We start from the raw sequence: 17,325 nt of genomic DNA, 5'->3' as shown, positions 1-17,325 counted from the left end.
CAGATTTTTTTTTGTGCTATATATCAATCATTTGATAATTATTTCATTTCCGCAACCAACCTTTTTTCCGTAACTTGCATCTACTGATAAAAGAAAGAATCTATGAAACAGCTACTGTTTTTATTATTAATTTTAACCAATTCGATGCTTATGGCTCAATCCCCAACGATTGATCAAAAGTGGAAAGAAATTGACCAACAAATGCAAAATGGTCAATTCAAATCAATCCAACCAAAAATTGATGAACTAAAAGCTTTATCAAGAAAGCAAAATAATCAACAAAGTTATCTGAAAGCTTTGTTTTATGAAGCAAAAATAAAAGTCGCAACTTCTGATGAAACAGATGATGTAAACTTCGTTTTTGATTTGTTTAAAAAGGATTTAGATGAAAAATCAATTGTAAATAATGCGATTGTTTATTCATATTTAGCTGAGTTATATCAATTGTATTACAACGAAAATCGTTGGAAAATCAATAGTCGTACAAATGTCGAAAATCAAGCTACAAATGATGTGAGATTTTGGACAGAAGATACTTTTAAGAAAACAATTAATGATTATTTTTCGAAATCAATTCAACCAAAAAATGAATTAATAAATGCAAAATCTCAAGATTATAAAATGATTTTGAATCTTGCTGAGGATAAGAAAAATGCGCAACAACAATTGGATTTAACGCCAACTTTGTATGATGTTTTAGCAAGAAATTATATCAATTATCTGAATGAGAATGATGAAAAAGATAAAGCAAATCAATTGCTTTCTGATTTAGTTGAGATTAATAAACAAAAGAATAACGAAAATGCTGTTTTGTACAATGAATTGATTTTAATTGATTCAAACCGCGGTTCGACTTCGGTTCAAGAAATTATTAAACAAAAAGAATCTTTAGCAACAAAATATCCAAAAGCCTGGTATTCGTCTTATGTGTATGCAACTTTAGCGACAGATTATTATGGTTTGCAAGAAGATAAATTGGCGAACGTAAATAAGATTTTTGAACTACAACAAAAAGTTGCGAAGCTTTATCCAAATTCGGAGGAATTAGAGAATATAAATAATTTAGTTTCGAAGATAAAATCGCAAGAATTAAGTGTACAAGCAGAGCGATATATTAATGAAAATCAGAATACACCAATTCAATTAACGCATAAAAATTTGTCGCAAGTTTTTGTGAGAATTTTCGCTTATAATGAAGGTTTTGATGGAAAAGATAAAGTACAAGCGTTAAATGTTTACAACGAAAATAAAATTGCAGAAGCTCAAAAATTTCTGAATAGTTTAAAGGTTGTTGATCAATATGCAATTGATGTTAAATCGTTTGAAGATTATCAAAATCATTCGACAATTGTTAAATTAAATCCACTAAAATCTGGTCGTTATATTGTCCTTTTTTCGAATAATTCTGAATTCAGAATCAACACAAAAGACGATATTGATTATTTAGATGTAATGGTTTCGAAATATGCGATAAATTCTTTAAATGATAAATTGTCGGTTGTGAATCGTGAAACTGGAAAACCAGAAAGTAATGTTGCGGTTGAGTTTTCTAATTTGACAAATTATAATAAAAAGGAAACAAAAACTTTAACATCGGATAAAGATGGAATAATAACAATTCCTTCGGGCTGGAGAAATCTTCAATATCGTGTGAAAGACGAACATACTATTTATTCAACGTATTACTACGATTATGATCGTGATGATGAAGATGATGATTCTTCTGTCAAGATTTTCACAGATCGTGCGATTTATCGTCCTGGACAAACGGTTTATTTCAAAGGAATTTATTATTTATCGAAAGATAAAACTCGAAATATCATTCCAAATTCTAAATTGACGATTGCTTTATATGATGTTAACAATAAAGAGCTTTCTAAAATAGATTTAACAACTAATGAATTTGGATCTGTAAATGGAAGTTTTATTTTGCCAAGTTCTGCTTTAACAGGTAACTTTTCGATCAGAGCTATTAATGAAGACGGTTATTATTCATTCAAAGTGGAAGAATATAAACGTCCAAAATTCAAAGTAGAAATAGAGAAAAATAAAGGTGTTTATAGTTTAAACGACAAGGTAAAAGTAGAAGGAAAGGCGATTGCTTTTTCTGGTGCTAATATCGATAATGCTAAAGTTTCGTATCGTGTTTATCGTCAAGAAATTTTTACATTTTGGCCTTGGTATCGCTCAATTCCAGCAGGTCGTGGAGAACGAGAAGAAATTACGTTTGGAGATACAACAACAGATGCGGAAGGAAAATTTAACTTTGAATTTGTAGCAAAACCAGCTTCGGAGAAAAAGAAAGATGAGGTAAGAACCTACAATTATTTTATTGAAGTAAATGCAACGGATATCAATGGAGAAACGCAATCAGAATCTTCTTCCGTAAAAGTTGGAGACACAAGAATATCGTTAAATATTGCTATTTCTGAGAAAGCTAAAGTAGATGATTTGAAAGCTTTCAAAATTGAAGTGAAAAACTTGAATGATGAAAAATTAGATGGAAAAGGACACGTCGAAATTTATTCGTTAAATGCACCAAAAGAAATAGTTCGTCGTCAAAAATTTACAACAGATTATAATATTTATTCGAAAGAAGAATTCAAAAAAATATTTCCAAATGAGCCTTATGGTGATGAAATTAATCCTAAAACATGGACAACTAATCAAAAGGTTTTCGAAAGTGATTTTGATACAAAAGTTTCAGATGAAATAAAATTCAATCAAGCGTCAAATTTAGAAGAAGGTTATTATGTCTTCAAAGGTTTTGTGATGGATGGAACTCAAAAAGTTGAGGTGGATAAATTGGTTTATGTTTCGAATGAAAAAAAAGCCAACGAAATCAAAACGCTTTTAGCAGTTTCGCCAAATCAATCAACTTATCAGCCAAAAGATGTTGCAAAAATTGAATTCAAATCGGGTTCTAAAAATACCTTTGTCTATTATGAAGTAGAGGCAAATCAAACAATTATTGAGAAAGGTTTCTTAGATTTGAGTAAGAAATCGGTTGTTGAAATTCCAATCAAAGAAGAATATCGTGGCGGAATTTATGTGAATTATGCGATGACGAAATTCAATGATGTGCAAACAGGAAGTCTTAATTTGGCAATTCCATTTACAAATAAACAACTGAAAGTGACGGCTGAAGTTTTACGTGATAAATTGACGCCAGGTGCAAAAGAAAAATGGCAACTAAAAATTGAAGGACCAAATAAAGACAAAGTTTCGGCTGAGGTTTTAGCAAGTATGTATGATGCTTCGTTGGATCAATTTGCGTCGAATTCTTTAGATTTTAATGTATATAATTTTACGAATTCAAGAAGAAATAATCCATTTAATCTCTATCAATTTTATTCAACAAATTCTTCACGCGCAATTTATTATCGTACAAATTATGATTTTTATGCAAGAGGATATGCAGGATTAGACCTTAATTTATTTGATTTTGGATTTAACCAATATCGTATGAATCGTAGGATGATGAAATCGGTAGCTGCGCCAAGTGCAAATGTAGAAAATGAGTTAGCGGGAAGTGTTGCAGGTATTCAAGTAGAAACTGCTGATGCTGAAGTTGCTTATGTAGCAAAATCTTCAAATTCAGGAGAAGCTCCAACTGTAATTAGAGGTAATGCTAATTACTATTTAGCAGATAATTCACTTGCACTTTATGTTATAGACGGAATCGTATATGATAAAATGCCAGAACTTAATCCAGATGATATTCAGTCTATGAATATATTGAAAGGAGGAGAAGCAACAGCTTTATATGGTGCAAGAGGAGCAAATGGAGTAGTGGTAATTACAACTAAAAAAGGAGCAAACGCAGCTTTAGATAATGTAAAAGCGCGTACAAATTTAAATGAAACAGCGTTCTTTTATCCAAATCTTAAAACAGATTCAAAAGGAAATGTAATTATAGAATTTACAACGCCAGAAAGTTTAACAGAGTGGAAATTCATGGCGATTGCGTATACACCAGACCTTAAAACAGGTTATTTAGAGCAAAATGTTCGCACCCAAAAAGACTTGATGGTTGTGCCAAATATGCCACGTTTTTTACGAGAAGGTGATCAAATTTCGGTTTCATCTAAGATTAATAATTTATCAGATAAAGTATTAAATGGTTCTGCGAAATTGATGTTGTTTGATGCGTTTACCAATCAACCAATTGATGCGCAATTCAAATTGATAAATGCAGTTCAGGATTTCTCTGTTGCGAAAGGAAGTTCGGATCAAGTGACGTGGACAATTGATGTTCCGAAAAATGTACAAGCGGTTGTTTATCGTGTGGTGGCTTCGGCTGGAGATTTTTCTGATGGAGAAGAATCGGCTTTACCAATTTTGACAAATCGCATGATGGTAACAGAAACGTTGCCGATTTATGTGAAAGAAGGTCAAAAGAAATCGTTCCAATTTGAGAATATGATGAACAATAAATTGACTTCTTTGGATAATTTCAAATTAACGTTTGAGATGACAACGAATCCGATTTGGTATGCGATTTTCTCGTTGCCTTATTTGCGCGAATATCCTTACGAATGTGCTGAGCAAGTGTTCTCGCGTTTATATGGAAATATGATTTCGGAGAAAGTGATTAATTCGAATCCAAAAATTAAAGCTGTTTTTGATGATTGGAACAAAAAAGGTGAATTGAAATCGAAATTACAATTGAACCAAGAATTGAAGAATATCATTTTAGAGGAAACGCCTTGGGTGAAAAATGCTGAAAGTGAAGAAGAGCAAATGAAACAAATAGCGGTTTTATTCCAATTGAATCAAATGCAAACGGAAATGAAATCGGCTTTCCAAAAATTATCTGATAAACAACTCTCAAATGGTGGTTTCGCTTGGTTTGATGGCGGTCGTCCAAACGAATATATCACAACACATATCGTTTCTGGTTTCGGAAATATGAAGAAAATGGATGTGAATTTCAAAGCGTTTGAAATAGATGTGAATCCATTAATCAAAAAAGCGATTCAGTTTATTGATGATGAGAATTTAAAACGTTTCAAAGAGTTCAAAAAAGATCAAAAATCATTCAAGGATGTTACGTATTCAGACGGTTTACATTATTTATATGCGCGTTCTTTCTTCTTAGAAGATTATCCGATGTCGAAAGAGTTGGAAGAAATGAAAACGGCGATGTTAAAGAATTTGAATGATACAAAATTGGATTTATCGTTGCAACAAAAAGCAATGGCTGCAATTGTGATGAATCGTTTCCAAATGCAGTCTGCTGCTAAAATTGTCGTGAATTCGATCAAAGAAAAAGCAGTAGAATCAGATGAAATGGGAATGTATTGGAAAGAAAATCAACCGGGTTGGTTTTGGTATCAAGCGCCTGTAGAAACACAATCGTTGTTAATTGAAGCGTTTGATGAAGTTACAAAAGACGAAAAATCAGTAGAAGAAATGAAAGTTTGGTTATTGAAAAATCGTCAAACAAATCAGTGGAATTCAACAAAAGCAACGACAAAAGCGGTTTATGCTTTAATGAATTTCGGTAAATCTTGGATAGATGCTGATAAAGGAATTGATGTAAAGATTGGAAACCAAAAATTTGATTTAGATAAAAATTCGCAAGCTGGTTCAGGTTATGTAAAAACTTCTTGGAACAAAGAAGAAATAAAACCTGAAATGGGTAAAGTTGAGGTTTCAAAAACTTCTCCAGGTGTTGCTTGGGGCGCAATGTATTGGCAATATTTTGAAGATTTGGATAAAATAAAATCTGCTGAAACAGGAATCAAGTTCAATAAGAAATTGTTTGTTAAATCGAATTCTGCAAATGGTCCAATTCTGAAAGAAATTACAACGTCAACGCCCATAAAAGTTGGTGATATTGTAACTGTTCGTTTAGAGATTTCGGTTGATCGTAACATGCAATTTGTACACATCAAAGATATGCGTGCAAGTGGTTTCGAGCCTGTGAATGCACTTTCTGGTTACAAATGGAAAGGAGAATTTGGTTATTACGAAAGCACGCGCGATGCAGCAACCAATTTCTTTTCGGATTATATGAGAAAAGGAACTTACGTTTTCGAATATGATTTGAAAGCGAATAATGCTGGTAATTTCTCAAACGGAATTACATCGATGCAGAATATGTATGCACCAGAATTGAGTGCGCAAAGCGAAGGAATTCGTGTTGAGATTAAATAATCAATTCAAATTAATAAATCTAAAAAGAGCTGAGAGTAATCTTAGCTCTTTTTTTTTGTTGTCTTGAATTCGTTTAAGGGTCTCATTACGTAAAACGTATCACGTTTAATTAACCGCAAAGAATAAAAGAGTGTTCGTATAGTTTAAAAAGTAATTAGCCTTGTCAAGGTTTTAAACCTTGACAAGGCTCGAGTTTCTGCTCTAGTGACAAAAAATTAAAAGCCTATTGCGTAAAGCTTAAAACGTTCAGTGTATCACGTATAATTTAAGATTTTATTTATCTTTAAAATCAAATAACATGAAATGAAGAAAAGACTTCTACTCAATATTGTACTCATTCCTTTTATCGGATTTGCGCAACTGCAAACCATTTTTCAATCTAAAATAGATTCGATTTACGAGAAGAATAAAAACGCTGTCGGAATTATTGTTCATGTTGAAGCACCAAAACAAAACATTTCGTGGAGTTATGCAAAAGGAGTTTCGGATATCAAAACGAATGAAGTTTTAAATTATCAACAACCAGTTTTAATCGCAAGTAATACCAAACCTTATGTAGCTGCTGCTATTTTAAGATTAGTAGAAAAAGGTCAAGTTACAATCAATCAACCAATCAAGAATTTATTGTCTAAGAAGACTCGTCAATTGTTCGAAAAAGATGGTTATGATTTGAATACGATAACAGTCAAACATTTATTGTCACACACTTCTGGGATACAAGATTATGTCGATGATGCGTATTTTGAATTAGTTAATCAAAGTCCCCAATATAAATGGACGAAGACGGAACAGATCAAACGTGCAATGGAAATTGGAAGTCCACAAAAAGTTGGAGAAAAGTTTAGTTATGGCGATATCAATTATTTGCTTTTAGCAGAAATTATTGAGCAAAAAACACATCAACCTTTTTATAAAGCAATTCGAGATTTGTTAAAGTATAAAGAATTAGGTTTGACAAAAACGTGGTTTATCGATTTGGAAAAATATCCACAACAAACGCTTCCGCTAGCTCATCAATACGCAGATAAATACAATTGGGATTCGTATGATCTGAATCCTTCTTGGGATTTGTACGGAGGTGGAGGAATAGGTTCGACGGCTAAAGAATCGGCGTTGTTTTTTCAGTATTTGTTTGAAGGGAAAATTATTCAGAATAAACAAATTTTGGATTCGATGTCAACATATGTTTTACCTTCGGATCAATCGAAATATTGTTTGGGAATTTATCATTTTGATATGGGATTCAATGCCTATTATCATGGTGGTTGGTGGGGAACAGATGTGATTTATTCGCCAGAAACTAATGCGACAATTACAGTTTTTATCTTGCAAAAAGGGTTTCAACATATCATTAATCCTTTTATTGGAAAAGAATTTCAGAAGTTGTTGATGAAGAAGAGTTAGAATTTTGAATAATTTTCTCATAAGATTTGACATTTTTTTAATTCATTCTAAGTATAAAACTTTCTAAATTTGAGGCATGAAAAAATCAATACTTAGTATATTTTCTGCAATTGTTTTAACGTTCTCAGTTACAGCAAATGCACAAGAAATCGAAGAACAAATCGTAATCGAAAATCGTGTAAATGATGCCAAACAACAAGATAAACCTTATGTTATCTTGATTTCGGTAGATGGTTTTCGTTATGATTATGCTCAAAAACATGAAGCTAAAAATCTATTAGCTTTGGCTAAAAATGGAGTGAAAGCTGACGCTATGTATCCGTCTTTTCCTTCGGTTACATTTCCAAATCACTACACAATTGTAACTGGTTTAACGCCTATTCATCATGGTTTGGTGGGAAATAATATGTTAGACAGAGAAGTTGGTGATCGTTATTCGTTGGGGAATAGAAATGCTGTTATCAATCCGAAATGGTACGGAGGAACGCCAATCTGGAACCTTGCAGAACAGAACAAAATGTTAGCTGCTTGTTACTATTGGCCAGGTTCGGAAGCGCCTATTAATGGTATGTTCCCAACGTATTCGTACAAGTATTCGGAAAAATCACCAATTGATTACCGTATTCAGCAAGTTGTAAATTGGTTGGAGTTACCAGCTGAAAAACGTCCACATTTAATTACGTTTTATTTTCCGGAAGTAGATCACGCAGGGCATTCTTTTGGTCCTGATGCACCTGAAACAAAGGAAGCTGTACAATTTGTAGATCAATCAATCAAGAAATTGAATGATGAGGTTGCAAAAACAGGTTTGAAAGTGAATTTTGTGTTTGTTTCTGATCATGGAATGACAAGAATTGATGATGAAAATCCATTGAAATTGCCAATTAAAATTGATGAATCAAAAGTACAAGTTGCTTCAAATGGTTCTTATGTAAGTCTTTTTGTAAAAGATAAAAATGATATCGAATCAATTTACAAAGAAATAAAAGCAGTTCAGAATAATACGTTCGAAGTGTATAAAACAACAAATGTCCCATCTAAATATCATTTTGATAAAAAGAATGATCGATACAATCGTATTGGAGATATTATTTTGATTGCACATGCTCCAAACTATTTCTCAAACAAAAATGCACCGAAAGGTTCGCATGGTTTTTATGTAAAAGAAACGCCAGAAATGAAAGCGACTTTTATGGCTTGGGGACCAAATATTAAGTCTGGTAAAGAGATTAAAGTTTTTCCAAATACAGAAATCTATCCAATGCTTGCGAAGATATTAGGTTTACCAATTCAAGAAAAAATTGATGGAACAAATCAATTAGCCAATAAAATTTTGGTGAAATAATTTAGATTTTACTCAAAATACAAAGCCAACTTATTAAGAGTTGGCTTTTTTTGTTATTGAATTTTCATTGACTTATAAGAATTCGTCATTTTGAATTTATTTTTTCTTAAAATTCAGATTTGATATAATAATAGCAAAAATAATAACGGCGATTCCTGTCCATTGTATTGCGAGTACTTGTTCATGTAAAAGCACAAAAGCCATGGTTACTGAAACGGGTAATTCTAACGAAGAAACAATACTTCCCAAACCTAATCCTGTGTGCGGAAAACCTTTGTTTAAAAGAATAGGAGGTAAGACAGTTCCGAAAATTGCCAACGGTAATCCCCAAGTATAAAAAATGCTAAAATTGAATGCATGAATTCCATTTACATCATTTGAAAAGTTGTTGTAAAAGCTCATTAAACCATCAAAGTAATAAGGTCCGATTTGGCTAAAAAACAAAAATAGAGACACAATAATAGAACCTCCAAAAAGCATCCACAAACTTTTTTTATAAGCTGGTAAATAATTGGCTAAACTATTCGATGTAAACATGGTAGCCGTAAAAGAACAAGCTGCTAAAAATCCCCAAAACAATCCTTTAGGATTTAACTCGACTTCTTGGTTGATTAAATTTGTTGCCAAAACAGTTCCAAATAATACCAAAACCATTGCAATTAATTTTTTGGCAGAAGGAAATTGTTTTCCCAAAATACTCTCAACCAAAATACTAATCCAAACCGTTTGCATCAACAATACAATTGCGATTGACACATTGATATATTGTACCGCTAGATAGTAAAATAAACTTGTGAAACCTAACGAAGTTCCAGCAAGAATCAACCTTTTTTTATCTTTTTGTTCAATCTTTGGTAAATCTTTTTTACTCATCATAAATAAGTTGATGATTCCCAAAATCAAAATTCCTAATACAAACTGAGAAGTTGTTACCTCGGCAGTCGTATAGCCTTGATCGTATGCAATTTTTACAAATGTTGCTAACATTCCGTAGAAGCTAGCGCCCATTGCAACGAACAAAACTCCCTTCAAAATACTTTTATTTTCCATAATTTTTTACGCAAAAAAACGGCCTGATTAAATTTAAAATCAAGCCGTGCAAGTTACTTTATTTTTTCTGACTAAAAAAGTCCGTTAATTTCTCCTTCTATTTTATTGAAAATGAATCCTAAATCTTCTTTATTTTCAACAAAATCTAAATTATCCACGTCGATTACCAACACTTTTCCTTCTTTATAATTCGAAATCCACTTGTCATATTTCTCGTTTAGACGATTCAAATAATCAATACTAATTGAATTTTCGTAATCGCGACCGCGTTTCTGAATTTGCGAAACCAATGTAGGAATTGAAGCTTTAAGATAAATCAATAAATCTGGTGCTTCTACAAAACTTGTCATCAAATTAAAAACACGCAAATAGTTGTTATAATCTCTTGTAGACAATAATCCCATATCGTTCAAGTTACTCGCAAAAATATGCGCATCTTCGTAAATTGTACGATCCTGAATAATGTCTTTTCCGCTTTCTCTAATCTCTTTTACTTGATTAAAACGGCTTCCTAAGAAATAAATCTGAAGATTGAACGCCCATTTTTCCATGTCGTTGTAAAAATCATCCAAATACGGATTCATTTCTACATCTTCAAACTGAGCTGTCCAGTTGTATTGTTTTGCTAAAAGGTTTGTTAGAGTAGTTTTACCTGCTCCAATATTTCCGGCTATGGCGATATGCATTTTCCAATTATTTTAACGTTTGCAAATATACTAAAGCTTAATTTTCAAAACAAAATCTAAGCTAGCGACTCATAGAAAAATCTTTTTTTAGAAAAAAATTATTCCGATTGATTTATGAATTTTTATTCAATTATAAATTAAAAATAAATAAGGATTAGTAATTAGTTTTAATTGATTAAATAGTTTATTATTAATTATTTGTACTTAAAATAGTATAAGTGTAAATTTTATTTTCGACCAAAGTATAAAGATTTTTTTCGCTAAACGCAAAACTTTTTACATTTTCTAAATCAATAAAAGTCGTCAAATTTTGATTGACAATATTTTTTGATATTAGCTTATTGTCATTTATATAGAAAATAACATCTTTATAAAAATAAAAAGGTTGCTGATTGGTGTCAAATTCAAAATTAGATTTGAAATTTCCATAATCATCGTAAACATAAATTGTTTTCTGACCTTTTAAATACACCAAATTTTTGTACACATGTATTTTATCGATTGATTGATCATTATACTTCAAATAAATTTGTTTTGATGTCAGAATTGGTTTTTGTAACTGATAATTATAGTAAACAATTTTATTCCCGATTAAATCATAAAACCAACAAAATTGCGTGTCAACAACTTTTAATGCAGCTGGCATAAAATCGTTTGATTTAATCTTTACAATATCCTGAATAGGATTCAAATCTTCATCTAAAATAGTGAGTTGATTAAAATTTGAATATACATAAGCTCGAAGTGGATTATTGACATCAACTGAAGTAATAATATTCTTGAGATCAATACTTTTGTTCTTTTTCGACTGAAATATTTTTTCAATTCTAGTATCTGAAATCAAATAAATCGAATTATTTAGATCAGTATCAATTGATTTGATTGTCCTATTTTCAATCAAAACTGAATCTTTTAACTCAAACTTTTGAGAAAAAACAGTGATAAATGCAGAAACAAAAATAATTGAAAAAATGGTTTTCATTTACTTGAAAATTACTTCATAACCAAATCTACAAATTGAGAGTAGGATTACCAAAATAAATATGTATCGAATAAATTTATTCCCTTTGTTGATGGCTAATTTTGCTCCAATAAAACCTCCTAAAGCGTTGCAAATAGCCATTGGTAAAGCTATTTTCCAGATAATTTGCCCTTTGATTAAAAACAAACAAATCGAACCAAAATTAGTTGCTAAATTGATCAGTTTTGCATTAGTATTAGCTTTCAAAAAATCCATACCAAGAAGTGTTACGAATCCCAAAATAAAGAAAGTTCCAGTTGCAGGACCAATAAAACCATCGTAAAAACCAACTGCAATACTCACAATACAACCATTGATAATCGCAATGTGGTAAGGAATTTTACGCTCGGTTGCTTGTCCAAAATCTTTCTTGAAAATAGTGTAAATGGCTAAAACAATCAAAATGATTAACAAAACAGGCTTCATAAAATCATTATTGATAACCGTTAACAATTGTGATCCTAAAAAAGCAGAAACAAATGCGCATATAGCCATAATCGTGAAAAGTTTCCAATCTATTTTTACCTTTTTTAGATATTGTGAAGTTGCTAAAGCTGTTCCACTAAATGCTGGAATTTTTAGCGTTCCGATTACTGTTGAAACAGGTAAATTAGGTAAAAAAGCAAGTGATAATGGCGTTTGTATTAATCCACCACCACCAACAATAGAGTCGATGAAGCCAGCGCAAAAAGCTGCCATGCATAAATAGAATAAAATCTCGATTTCCAAAACTGAAAAATTTTGGCAAATGTATAAGAGAAATAATAAATAATGAAGGAATTATTGAGAATAGTGACCAGAATACGGGCTACGATTCTATAAAACGTGACATTCGTGAAGCACTACTGTGGAAATACAACGACTTGATACGTGATGATTTCTATAGTTTTCCTGCCCTTCGTGAACAATTTCGAGATATAATATGTATCGAAAACGTGCAACAAAATAAGCCAAGTTTAAACTAACTTGGCTTTTTGTTAAATTCTCTTATGTAAAGGTAGTTTTTGTTCAAAATCAATCATAAACTCTGGATTCATTATGTTATCAAATAAATCTGATTGCATATTGTTTTTATATTTATAATTTTCTGAAATTCTGATAAACTCCATTTTAGATATTGAAGTTGCTTCATCAATAGTAACTCTTTGTAATCCGATATTAGGTGCTAAAATTTTAGTTGTTATAGGATAACCCAATAAAGAAACTTTATAAACAAACCCTAATTGATACATATAAGCCGCATAATAATATTCATTTTTATATTCATCATTAGAAATTTCAAATCTATTTTTGTCTAGTTTATTTAAAATTGAGTGTGCTTTATCCAAATAATTGCATGCATTTTTAAATCCTATAGCTGTATTAATCTTGCTTGATGAGTTTGAAGTGTTATATGTATAACTTTTGTCAGAATTATTTGATTTTACAACTAAAATAATAATAACTGCTATAAAAATAAGAATAAGTATAATCATAAATTGTTAATTAATTTGGTTAATTCTCTAAAAGCTTGATTAACTTTTAATTCTTTTTGCCATTCACTCCAATTATAATTTGGATGAAGTTGAAAAAAAATAAAAGCTTTATCAAATGCTTCCAAAATCGTTTCTTCAATTGATTTGTTACTTATGAATGAAAAATGAGTCTTTTTTCCAATCCATTGATGTTCTTTGAAATCAACAACAAAATTTTCATTTGCTTGATTAATAAATATTTTAAAAAGTGTGTCAATTTCAATTTCTAAAACAAAACCTCCAAATGAGTTAGGGTTTTTATGTAAAAAAAGCATAATTTAATATATTGTATAAATTATATAAGACAAGACAAAAACAAACGCAATTATTACAGATAAGCAACCACCTGGATTATTGCGTTCTATTGCATTATTATTTTTTTATTACTATTAACATATACAACACATGTTAGGACAACTCTTGGAGAAAAAAGTTGTGCAATTATTTGTTCTTTTGATGTTTTTATATATTTATCATCTATTGCTAATTCAGGTTCACCGAAATCTAGTTTGTATAATTGGTAGATAATAGGGTCCATTTTAGATACACTATCAATTTTTGACATTGATTTAGTCTCTTGGTCAAGATATTTAAATATTTTCATATCTCCATCTTTTATTAATTTTATAATAAAATCTTGATATTTAATGATAACAGGTTCGGCTGTTAAATCATATTCAGATTTTTGCCAAGAAATGAATTCGGTAGATAACATATAACGTATTTTTTCGTCATTCATATAGTTGCTTTTTTTTTGCTAATTTATTGATTCAATCCTTCGTGATTTTACGTAAAACCATAAAACGATAAAATTTAATATTGCAAACATAATTAAAAATACCCCAAATAAGTGTCCAATAGTAAAAAATAATCTGATGAATTTTAAAATGTGAATTCAGCAGATAAAAAATATCTTCAACTTATTGGTACTAAAATTCGTATAATACGAGAAGAATGTGGGCTTTCACAGTTTCAACTTGCTACCGAGTGCGATTTATCAAAAAATCAAATTGGGAGAATAGAACGTGCTGAGATTTCAACGTCAATCTTAACTTTAAAAAGAATTGCTGACGTTTTAGAAGTAAAAGTTGTTGATTTAATTACAGAGGCTTCTGTCTAGTATTGCTTTTATTATTGATAACCTTATCAGTTTCTTTTATAAAAACTATATCCTTTTTATATATCGTTCTCAAATTTACCCTAAAAACACGCACCCTACTATATAGATTCCTGTGGTTGTGTAGAATATTTTTTTGATATTCCCCCTATAAGTTTGCTTTGATAAAAATTGAATACAATTAGATTAAAATAGCTTTAATTTTTGTTAAATTCTATTTTAGGGTACGTTTTAGGTAACAAAAATGTAGAGTTTATTTATTATAAAATTGTATACCAAGGTTTTGTAATTTTATTTTGTGACCACGATGAGACTCGAACTCATACTGTCAGAACCGGAATCTGATATTCTATCCATTAAATTACGCAGCCAAAAGTTTTGCAAATATAGATAAATAGACTATTTGAGTTGAATATTTTGTCTAAAATTTCGGTGTTGGGTTGCGGTAAAATAATCTCTGAAAATTTGATTGATTTCTTCATTTATTTTTGAAGCTTTAATCCCAAGTTGTGGATAAATTTCAATGATAAATTGAGTGATTTTCTCAACAGTTTCTATTCCAAATGAATGAATTTCAGTTTCGATTTCTTCTGAAATAGGAGAATTATTTGTCAATAAATTTTCTATTGTTTTAGCAAATTCAATAGTTTTCGAAGTTGATTTAATAACGAAATTATCAAAATTAGTTTGTTTTTGGTATTGAATAATCTCTAAACTTTTTTCGATAAAATGTTCTGCCATTCCAAGATAATTTACCAATAAAGTTAAATCAGCAAAAATTCGGAAAGGTATTTTTTCGACCAAATCATCACTATAAAATTCATTATAAATAAAACTATAATCTTGATGAACGATTTCATTTTCTACTTCAAAACTATGAGAAGATGTAGCAACCATTCCCATTGATTTCCAAGTTGAAATTAATTTAACTTGAGATTTATTTAAAATAAATGACAAAAACTTTGGTTCACCATTTTTATCCAATTTCTCTTTTCCATCTTCGATTATTTTCGCATTTAATGTAAAATGAGTGAGGTAAGGAGCGCCAGTTGCATAATGCCACAAACCGTTTATGATATATTTATCTCCAACTTTTTCAGCAGTTCCACCAAGCATTCCGCTTCCACCAAAACACGTTTTTTGTGATGAAAATAAATTATAAACAATATCGGGTTTTAGATTTCGAGAAAAATAATTTGCTCCACTACAAAGCGTTATAAACCAACCTAAACTTCCGTCAATTTTAGCAACTGATTGAAGAATTTTTAATCCTTCAGAAAAATGTAAGCCAAGTCCATTGTATTGTTTCGGAACCCAAATATTCAACCAATTTTGAGTATAAATATGATCGAGAACTACTTGATTAAAGGATTCTTTATTCAATAATTCTTTTTGAAGTTTGGGAATATCAAGCATTATTTTCATTCAAAATTTTTCTCCAATTAAAATATCCAGAAATCGCCACACAGAATAAAATCAACGATAAAATAGCATATAAATACAAATCTTTGTGAATCATTAATGGAATTGAAATAATGTTACTAATATTCAACAAAATCCAATTTTCGAGTTTACGTTTTGCCATTAACCACATACCAGCCCATGCAAATGCGCTTACGATTGAATCCCAAATTGGAACGTCAGAATCGGTGATATGTGTAAGTGCTAAATAAAAAATAGTAAAACTACTTAAAACAATTCCTGTGACAACTCCCCATTCTTTTTTGTTGGTTATCGTAATTTCAATTTCGTGTTTTTGTTGTCCAAATTGCCAATATAACCAACCATAAATACTCATCACTAAATAATAAATATTAAGAGTGAACTCGGCATATAGCTTAGAATTGAACATAACGAAAAGCGATAATGTAATTCCTGCAATTCCAAATAAATAATTTTTTGGATTATTGAATCTCGCCAATACGACTTGAAAAATAGAAAATGTGACACCTAGCCATTCAAGCCAAGTTGTGTGTAAAATAATTTCCTTCATCATAATTTGTTTTGATGAGGAGATAGAAGTTATTGCTAACATCAATTCCTCCGCCAGCATTATCTGGATCAGGTATAGAACAAAATTGTTCTTGGGTATATTCTCAGCTTTTTAGCACCCCATTGAAAGACAAAGATGAAAAGTTTTGATGAGTTTTCCTAATTAATAATCAAAAAAGCTTTCTCAGTTCTGAGAAAGCTTTTTTGATTATTGTATTTTTTATATCAAACCAAATTGCTTGAAATGATGTGTAAAATGTTTTTTATGAAATATTTTCCAATCTTCGTATCCAATATCATTTAAAACAGGATTGACAATTTTAGCATCAGGATTTTCTGTGAAATATGAATTGAATTTATCAATTTCTTGTTCTAATTTTTCTATTGCAGCTTCTAAAGAATGGTAACGTAAATCTAGTAAACCTTCCATTCCATTTGCTTTTATCCCCTTTTGCATTTCATGATCAGATTCTAATAAAAAGGATTTGTATTGGGGTATTTGCTCTGCAGGAATTCGACAAGGTACTGTTAAACCTCCATTTGAAATTTTAGTGGTTACAATCAAATGTTCAACCATGTGTTGAGGTGTCATAATTCCCCATTCTGGCTGTTGATCTACTTTTAAACTTTTTAGTTTAGAAATAAGACTGGCTTTATCTTCAAAATTTAAAAACATATTTTTTCTGTGAAGTTAGTTAGTCGTATAATAATAATCAATAAAATTCAAGATTTATTTTGTTAATTGTTCAAGCCTTTTTATATAAGCGTCTACAAAATTCTGAATGAAACTTGTTGTGGTTATAGAGTTCTAATTGTCCAATCTTAATAACTTTAAGGGTATATCCTTCGGTTGTCATTTTAATTAAGTTCTTTGAAATCTTTCTAGAATTTGCTTCTTTTCATAGACTTCCCATAAAAGTCCAATTGTTTTTTGAGTTTAGTTATCTGATTTCATTTTAAGAAAGTTTATGTAAAAATTTTCAATGAATTAATTATCATTTTTAATGAATATCGTATAAGAAAAATGTAAATTA

Annotated in this window: 14 protein-coding genes, 1 tRNA gene and 1 riboswitch; of the genes, 4 read left to right on the top strand and 11 right to left on the bottom strand. The window is 30.4% G+C overall.

All coding sequences use genetic code 11. The features are described 5' to 3' along the window. The first annotated feature begins 102 nt into the window (after positions 1-102). From N5D03_RS10040 to N5D03_RS10030, 3 genes are all read left to right on the top strand, one after another. Positions 103-6,162, top strand: coding sequence for an alpha-2-macroglobulin family protein (locus N5D03_RS10040; RefSeq protein WP_280051535.1), 6,060 nt, complete (start codon positions 103-105; stop codon positions 6,160-6,162). A gap of 303 nt (positions 6,163-6,465) precedes the next feature. Beyond that, on the top strand, positions 6,466-7,566 hold the full coding sequence (locus N5D03_RS10035) for a serine hydrolase (protein ID WP_280051534.1): 1,101 nt from the start codon (positions 6,466-6,468) through the stop codon (positions 7,564-7,566). A 76-nt stretch (positions 7,567-7,642) separates the two neighbouring features. Continuing rightward, positions 7,643-8,911 carry an ectonucleotide pyrophosphatase/phosphodiesterase gene (locus N5D03_RS10030; protein ID WP_125350140.1) on the top strand — a complete coding sequence of 423 codons (1,269 nt, stop codon included), beginning with the start codon at positions 7,643-7,645 and terminating at the stop codon, positions 8,909-8,911. Positions 8,912-9,007: 96 nt separating this feature from the next. Here N5D03_RS10030 and N5D03_RS10025 read toward each other — a convergent pair whose 3' ends face one another. The 7 genes from N5D03_RS10025 to N5D03_RS09995 form a co-directional block, all read right to left on the bottom strand. Beyond that, positions 9,008-9,961 (bottom strand): EamA family transporter, encoded by a 954-nt coding sequence (locus tag N5D03_RS10025; RefSeq protein WP_125350139.1) that lies wholly within the window; start codon positions 9,959-9,961, stop codon positions 9,008-9,010. Between the two features lie 71 nt (positions 9,962-10,032). After that, entirely contained in the window at positions 10,033-10,647 is a 615-nt protein-coding gene (locus tag N5D03_RS10020; protein WP_038333632.1) for a deoxynucleoside kinase, read from the bottom strand. Positions 10,648-10,837: 190 nt separating this feature from the next. Next, complete coding sequence (locus N5D03_RS10015) at positions 10,838-11,629, bottom strand: hypothetical protein (RefSeq protein WP_125350138.1); 792 nt, start codon at positions 11,627-11,629, stop codon at positions 10,838-10,840. Beyond that, on the bottom strand, positions 11,630-12,397 hold the full coding sequence (locus N5D03_RS10010) for a TSUP family transporter (protein ID WP_125350137.1): 768 nt from the start codon (positions 12,395-12,397) through the stop codon (positions 11,630-11,632). A 248-nt stretch (positions 12,398-12,645) separates the two neighbouring features. Next, entirely contained in the window at positions 12,646-13,143 is a 498-nt protein-coding gene (locus N5D03_RS10005) for a hypothetical protein (RefSeq protein ID WP_125350136.1), read from the bottom strand. Next, positions 13,140-13,457: a hypothetical protein gene (locus N5D03_RS10000; protein WP_125350135.1), complete on the bottom strand. Its 318-nt coding sequence runs from the start codon at positions 13,455-13,457 to the stop codon at positions 13,140-13,142. The genes N5D03_RS10005 and N5D03_RS10000 overlap by 4 nt, the downstream gene beginning before the upstream one ends. Before the next feature lie 86 nt (positions 13,458-13,543). After that, the gene (locus N5D03_RS09995; protein WP_125350134.1) at positions 13,544-13,921 is read right to left on the bottom strand and encodes a hypothetical protein; all 378 of its coding nucleotides are present in this window, start codon (positions 13,919-13,921) and stop codon (positions 13,544-13,546) included. 150 nt (positions 13,922-14,071) lie between these two features. On the opposite strand from N5D03_RS09995, the gene N5D03_RS09990 reads away from it, so the two are divergent. Beyond that, positions 14,072-14,302 (top strand): helix-turn-helix transcriptional regulator, encoded by a 231-nt coding sequence (locus tag N5D03_RS09990; protein WP_125350133.1) that lies wholly within the window; start codon positions 14,072-14,074, stop codon positions 14,300-14,302. 296 nt (positions 14,303-14,598) lie between these two features. Here the strand turns inward: N5D03_RS09990 and N5D03_RS09985 are convergent. The 4 genes from N5D03_RS09985 to N5D03_RS09970 all read right to left on the bottom strand — a co-directional run bounded on the left by N5D03_RS09985 (position 14,599) and on the right by N5D03_RS09970 (position 16,967). Next, positions 14,599-14,670, bottom strand: a tRNA-Arg gene (locus tag N5D03_RS09985). Between the two features lie 28 nt (positions 14,671-14,698). After that, positions 14,699-15,724, bottom strand: coding sequence for a hypothetical protein (locus N5D03_RS09980; protein WP_185144185.1), 1,026 nt, complete (start codon positions 15,722-15,724; stop codon positions 14,699-14,701). Further along, positions 15,708-16,295: a nicotinamide riboside transporter PnuC gene (gene pnuC, locus N5D03_RS09975; protein ID WP_125350155.1), complete on the bottom strand. Its 588-nt coding sequence runs from the start codon at positions 16,293-16,295 to the stop codon at positions 15,708-15,710. Before pnuC ends, N5D03_RS09980 begins: the two co-directional genes overlap by 17 nt. Before the next feature lie 25 nt (positions 16,296-16,320). Beyond that, a riboswitch (TPP riboswitch) is annotated at positions 16,321-16,424 on the bottom strand. Between the two features lie 87 nt (positions 16,425-16,511). Further along, the gene (locus N5D03_RS09970; protein ID WP_125350131.1) at positions 16,512-16,967 is read right to left on the bottom strand and encodes a hypothetical protein; all 456 of its coding nucleotides are present in this window, start codon (positions 16,965-16,967) and stop codon (positions 16,512-16,514) included. Between the last annotated feature and the right edge of the window lie 358 nt (positions 16,968-17,325).

Source organism: Empedobacter sp. GD03861, from assembly GCF_029840885.1.
GTDB classification, from domain to species: domain Bacteria; phylum Bacteroidota; class Bacteroidia; order Flavobacteriales; family Weeksellaceae; genus Empedobacter; species Empedobacter falsenii_B.
The sequence above is the reverse complement of the archived record's forward strand: the minus strand, read 5'-3'. Positions and strand labels throughout refer to the sequence as shown.

Coding starts and splice junctions, on each gene's coding strand:
- N5D03_RS10040 (WP_280051535.1), top strand. CDS start 103: ATGAAACAGCTACTGTTTTTATTATTAATTTTAACCAATTCGATGCTT.
- N5D03_RS10035 (WP_280051534.1), top strand. CDS start 6,466: ATGAAGAAAAGACTTCTACTCAATATTGTACTCATTCCTTTTATCGGA.
- N5D03_RS10030 (WP_125350140.1), top strand. CDS start 7,643: ATGAAAAAATCAATACTTAGTATATTTTCTGCAATTGTTTTAACGTTC.
- N5D03_RS10025 (WP_125350139.1), bottom strand. CDS start 9,961: ATGGAAAATAAAAGTATTTTGAAGGGAGTTTTGTTCGTTGCAATGGGC.
- N5D03_RS10020 (WP_038333632.1), bottom strand. CDS start 10,647: ATGCATATCGCCATAGCCGGAAATATTGGAGCAGGTAAAACTACTCTA.
- N5D03_RS10015 (WP_125350138.1), bottom strand. CDS start 11,629: ATGAAAACCATTTTTTCAATTATTTTTGTTTCTGCATTTATCACTGTT.
- N5D03_RS10005 (WP_125350136.1), bottom strand. CDS start 13,143: ATGATTATACTTATTCTTATTTTTATAGCAGTTATTATTATTTTAGTT.
- N5D03_RS10000 (WP_125350135.1), bottom strand. CDS start 13,457: ATGCTTTTTTTACATAAAAACCCTAACTCATTTGGAGGTTTTGTTTTA.
- N5D03_RS09995 (WP_125350134.1), bottom strand. CDS start 13,921: ATGAATGACGAAAAAATACGTTATATGTTATCTACCGAATTCATTTCT.
- N5D03_RS09980 (WP_185144185.1), bottom strand. CDS start 15,724: ATGAAAATAATGCTTGATATTCCCAAACTTCAAAAAGAATTATTGAAT.
- pnuC (WP_125350155.1), bottom strand. CDS start 16,295: ATGATGAAGGAAATTATTTTACACACAACTTGGCTTGAATGGCTAGGT.
- N5D03_RS09970 (WP_125350131.1), bottom strand. CDS start 16,967: ATGTTTTTAAATTTTGAAGATAAAGCCAGTCTTATTTCTAAACTAAAA.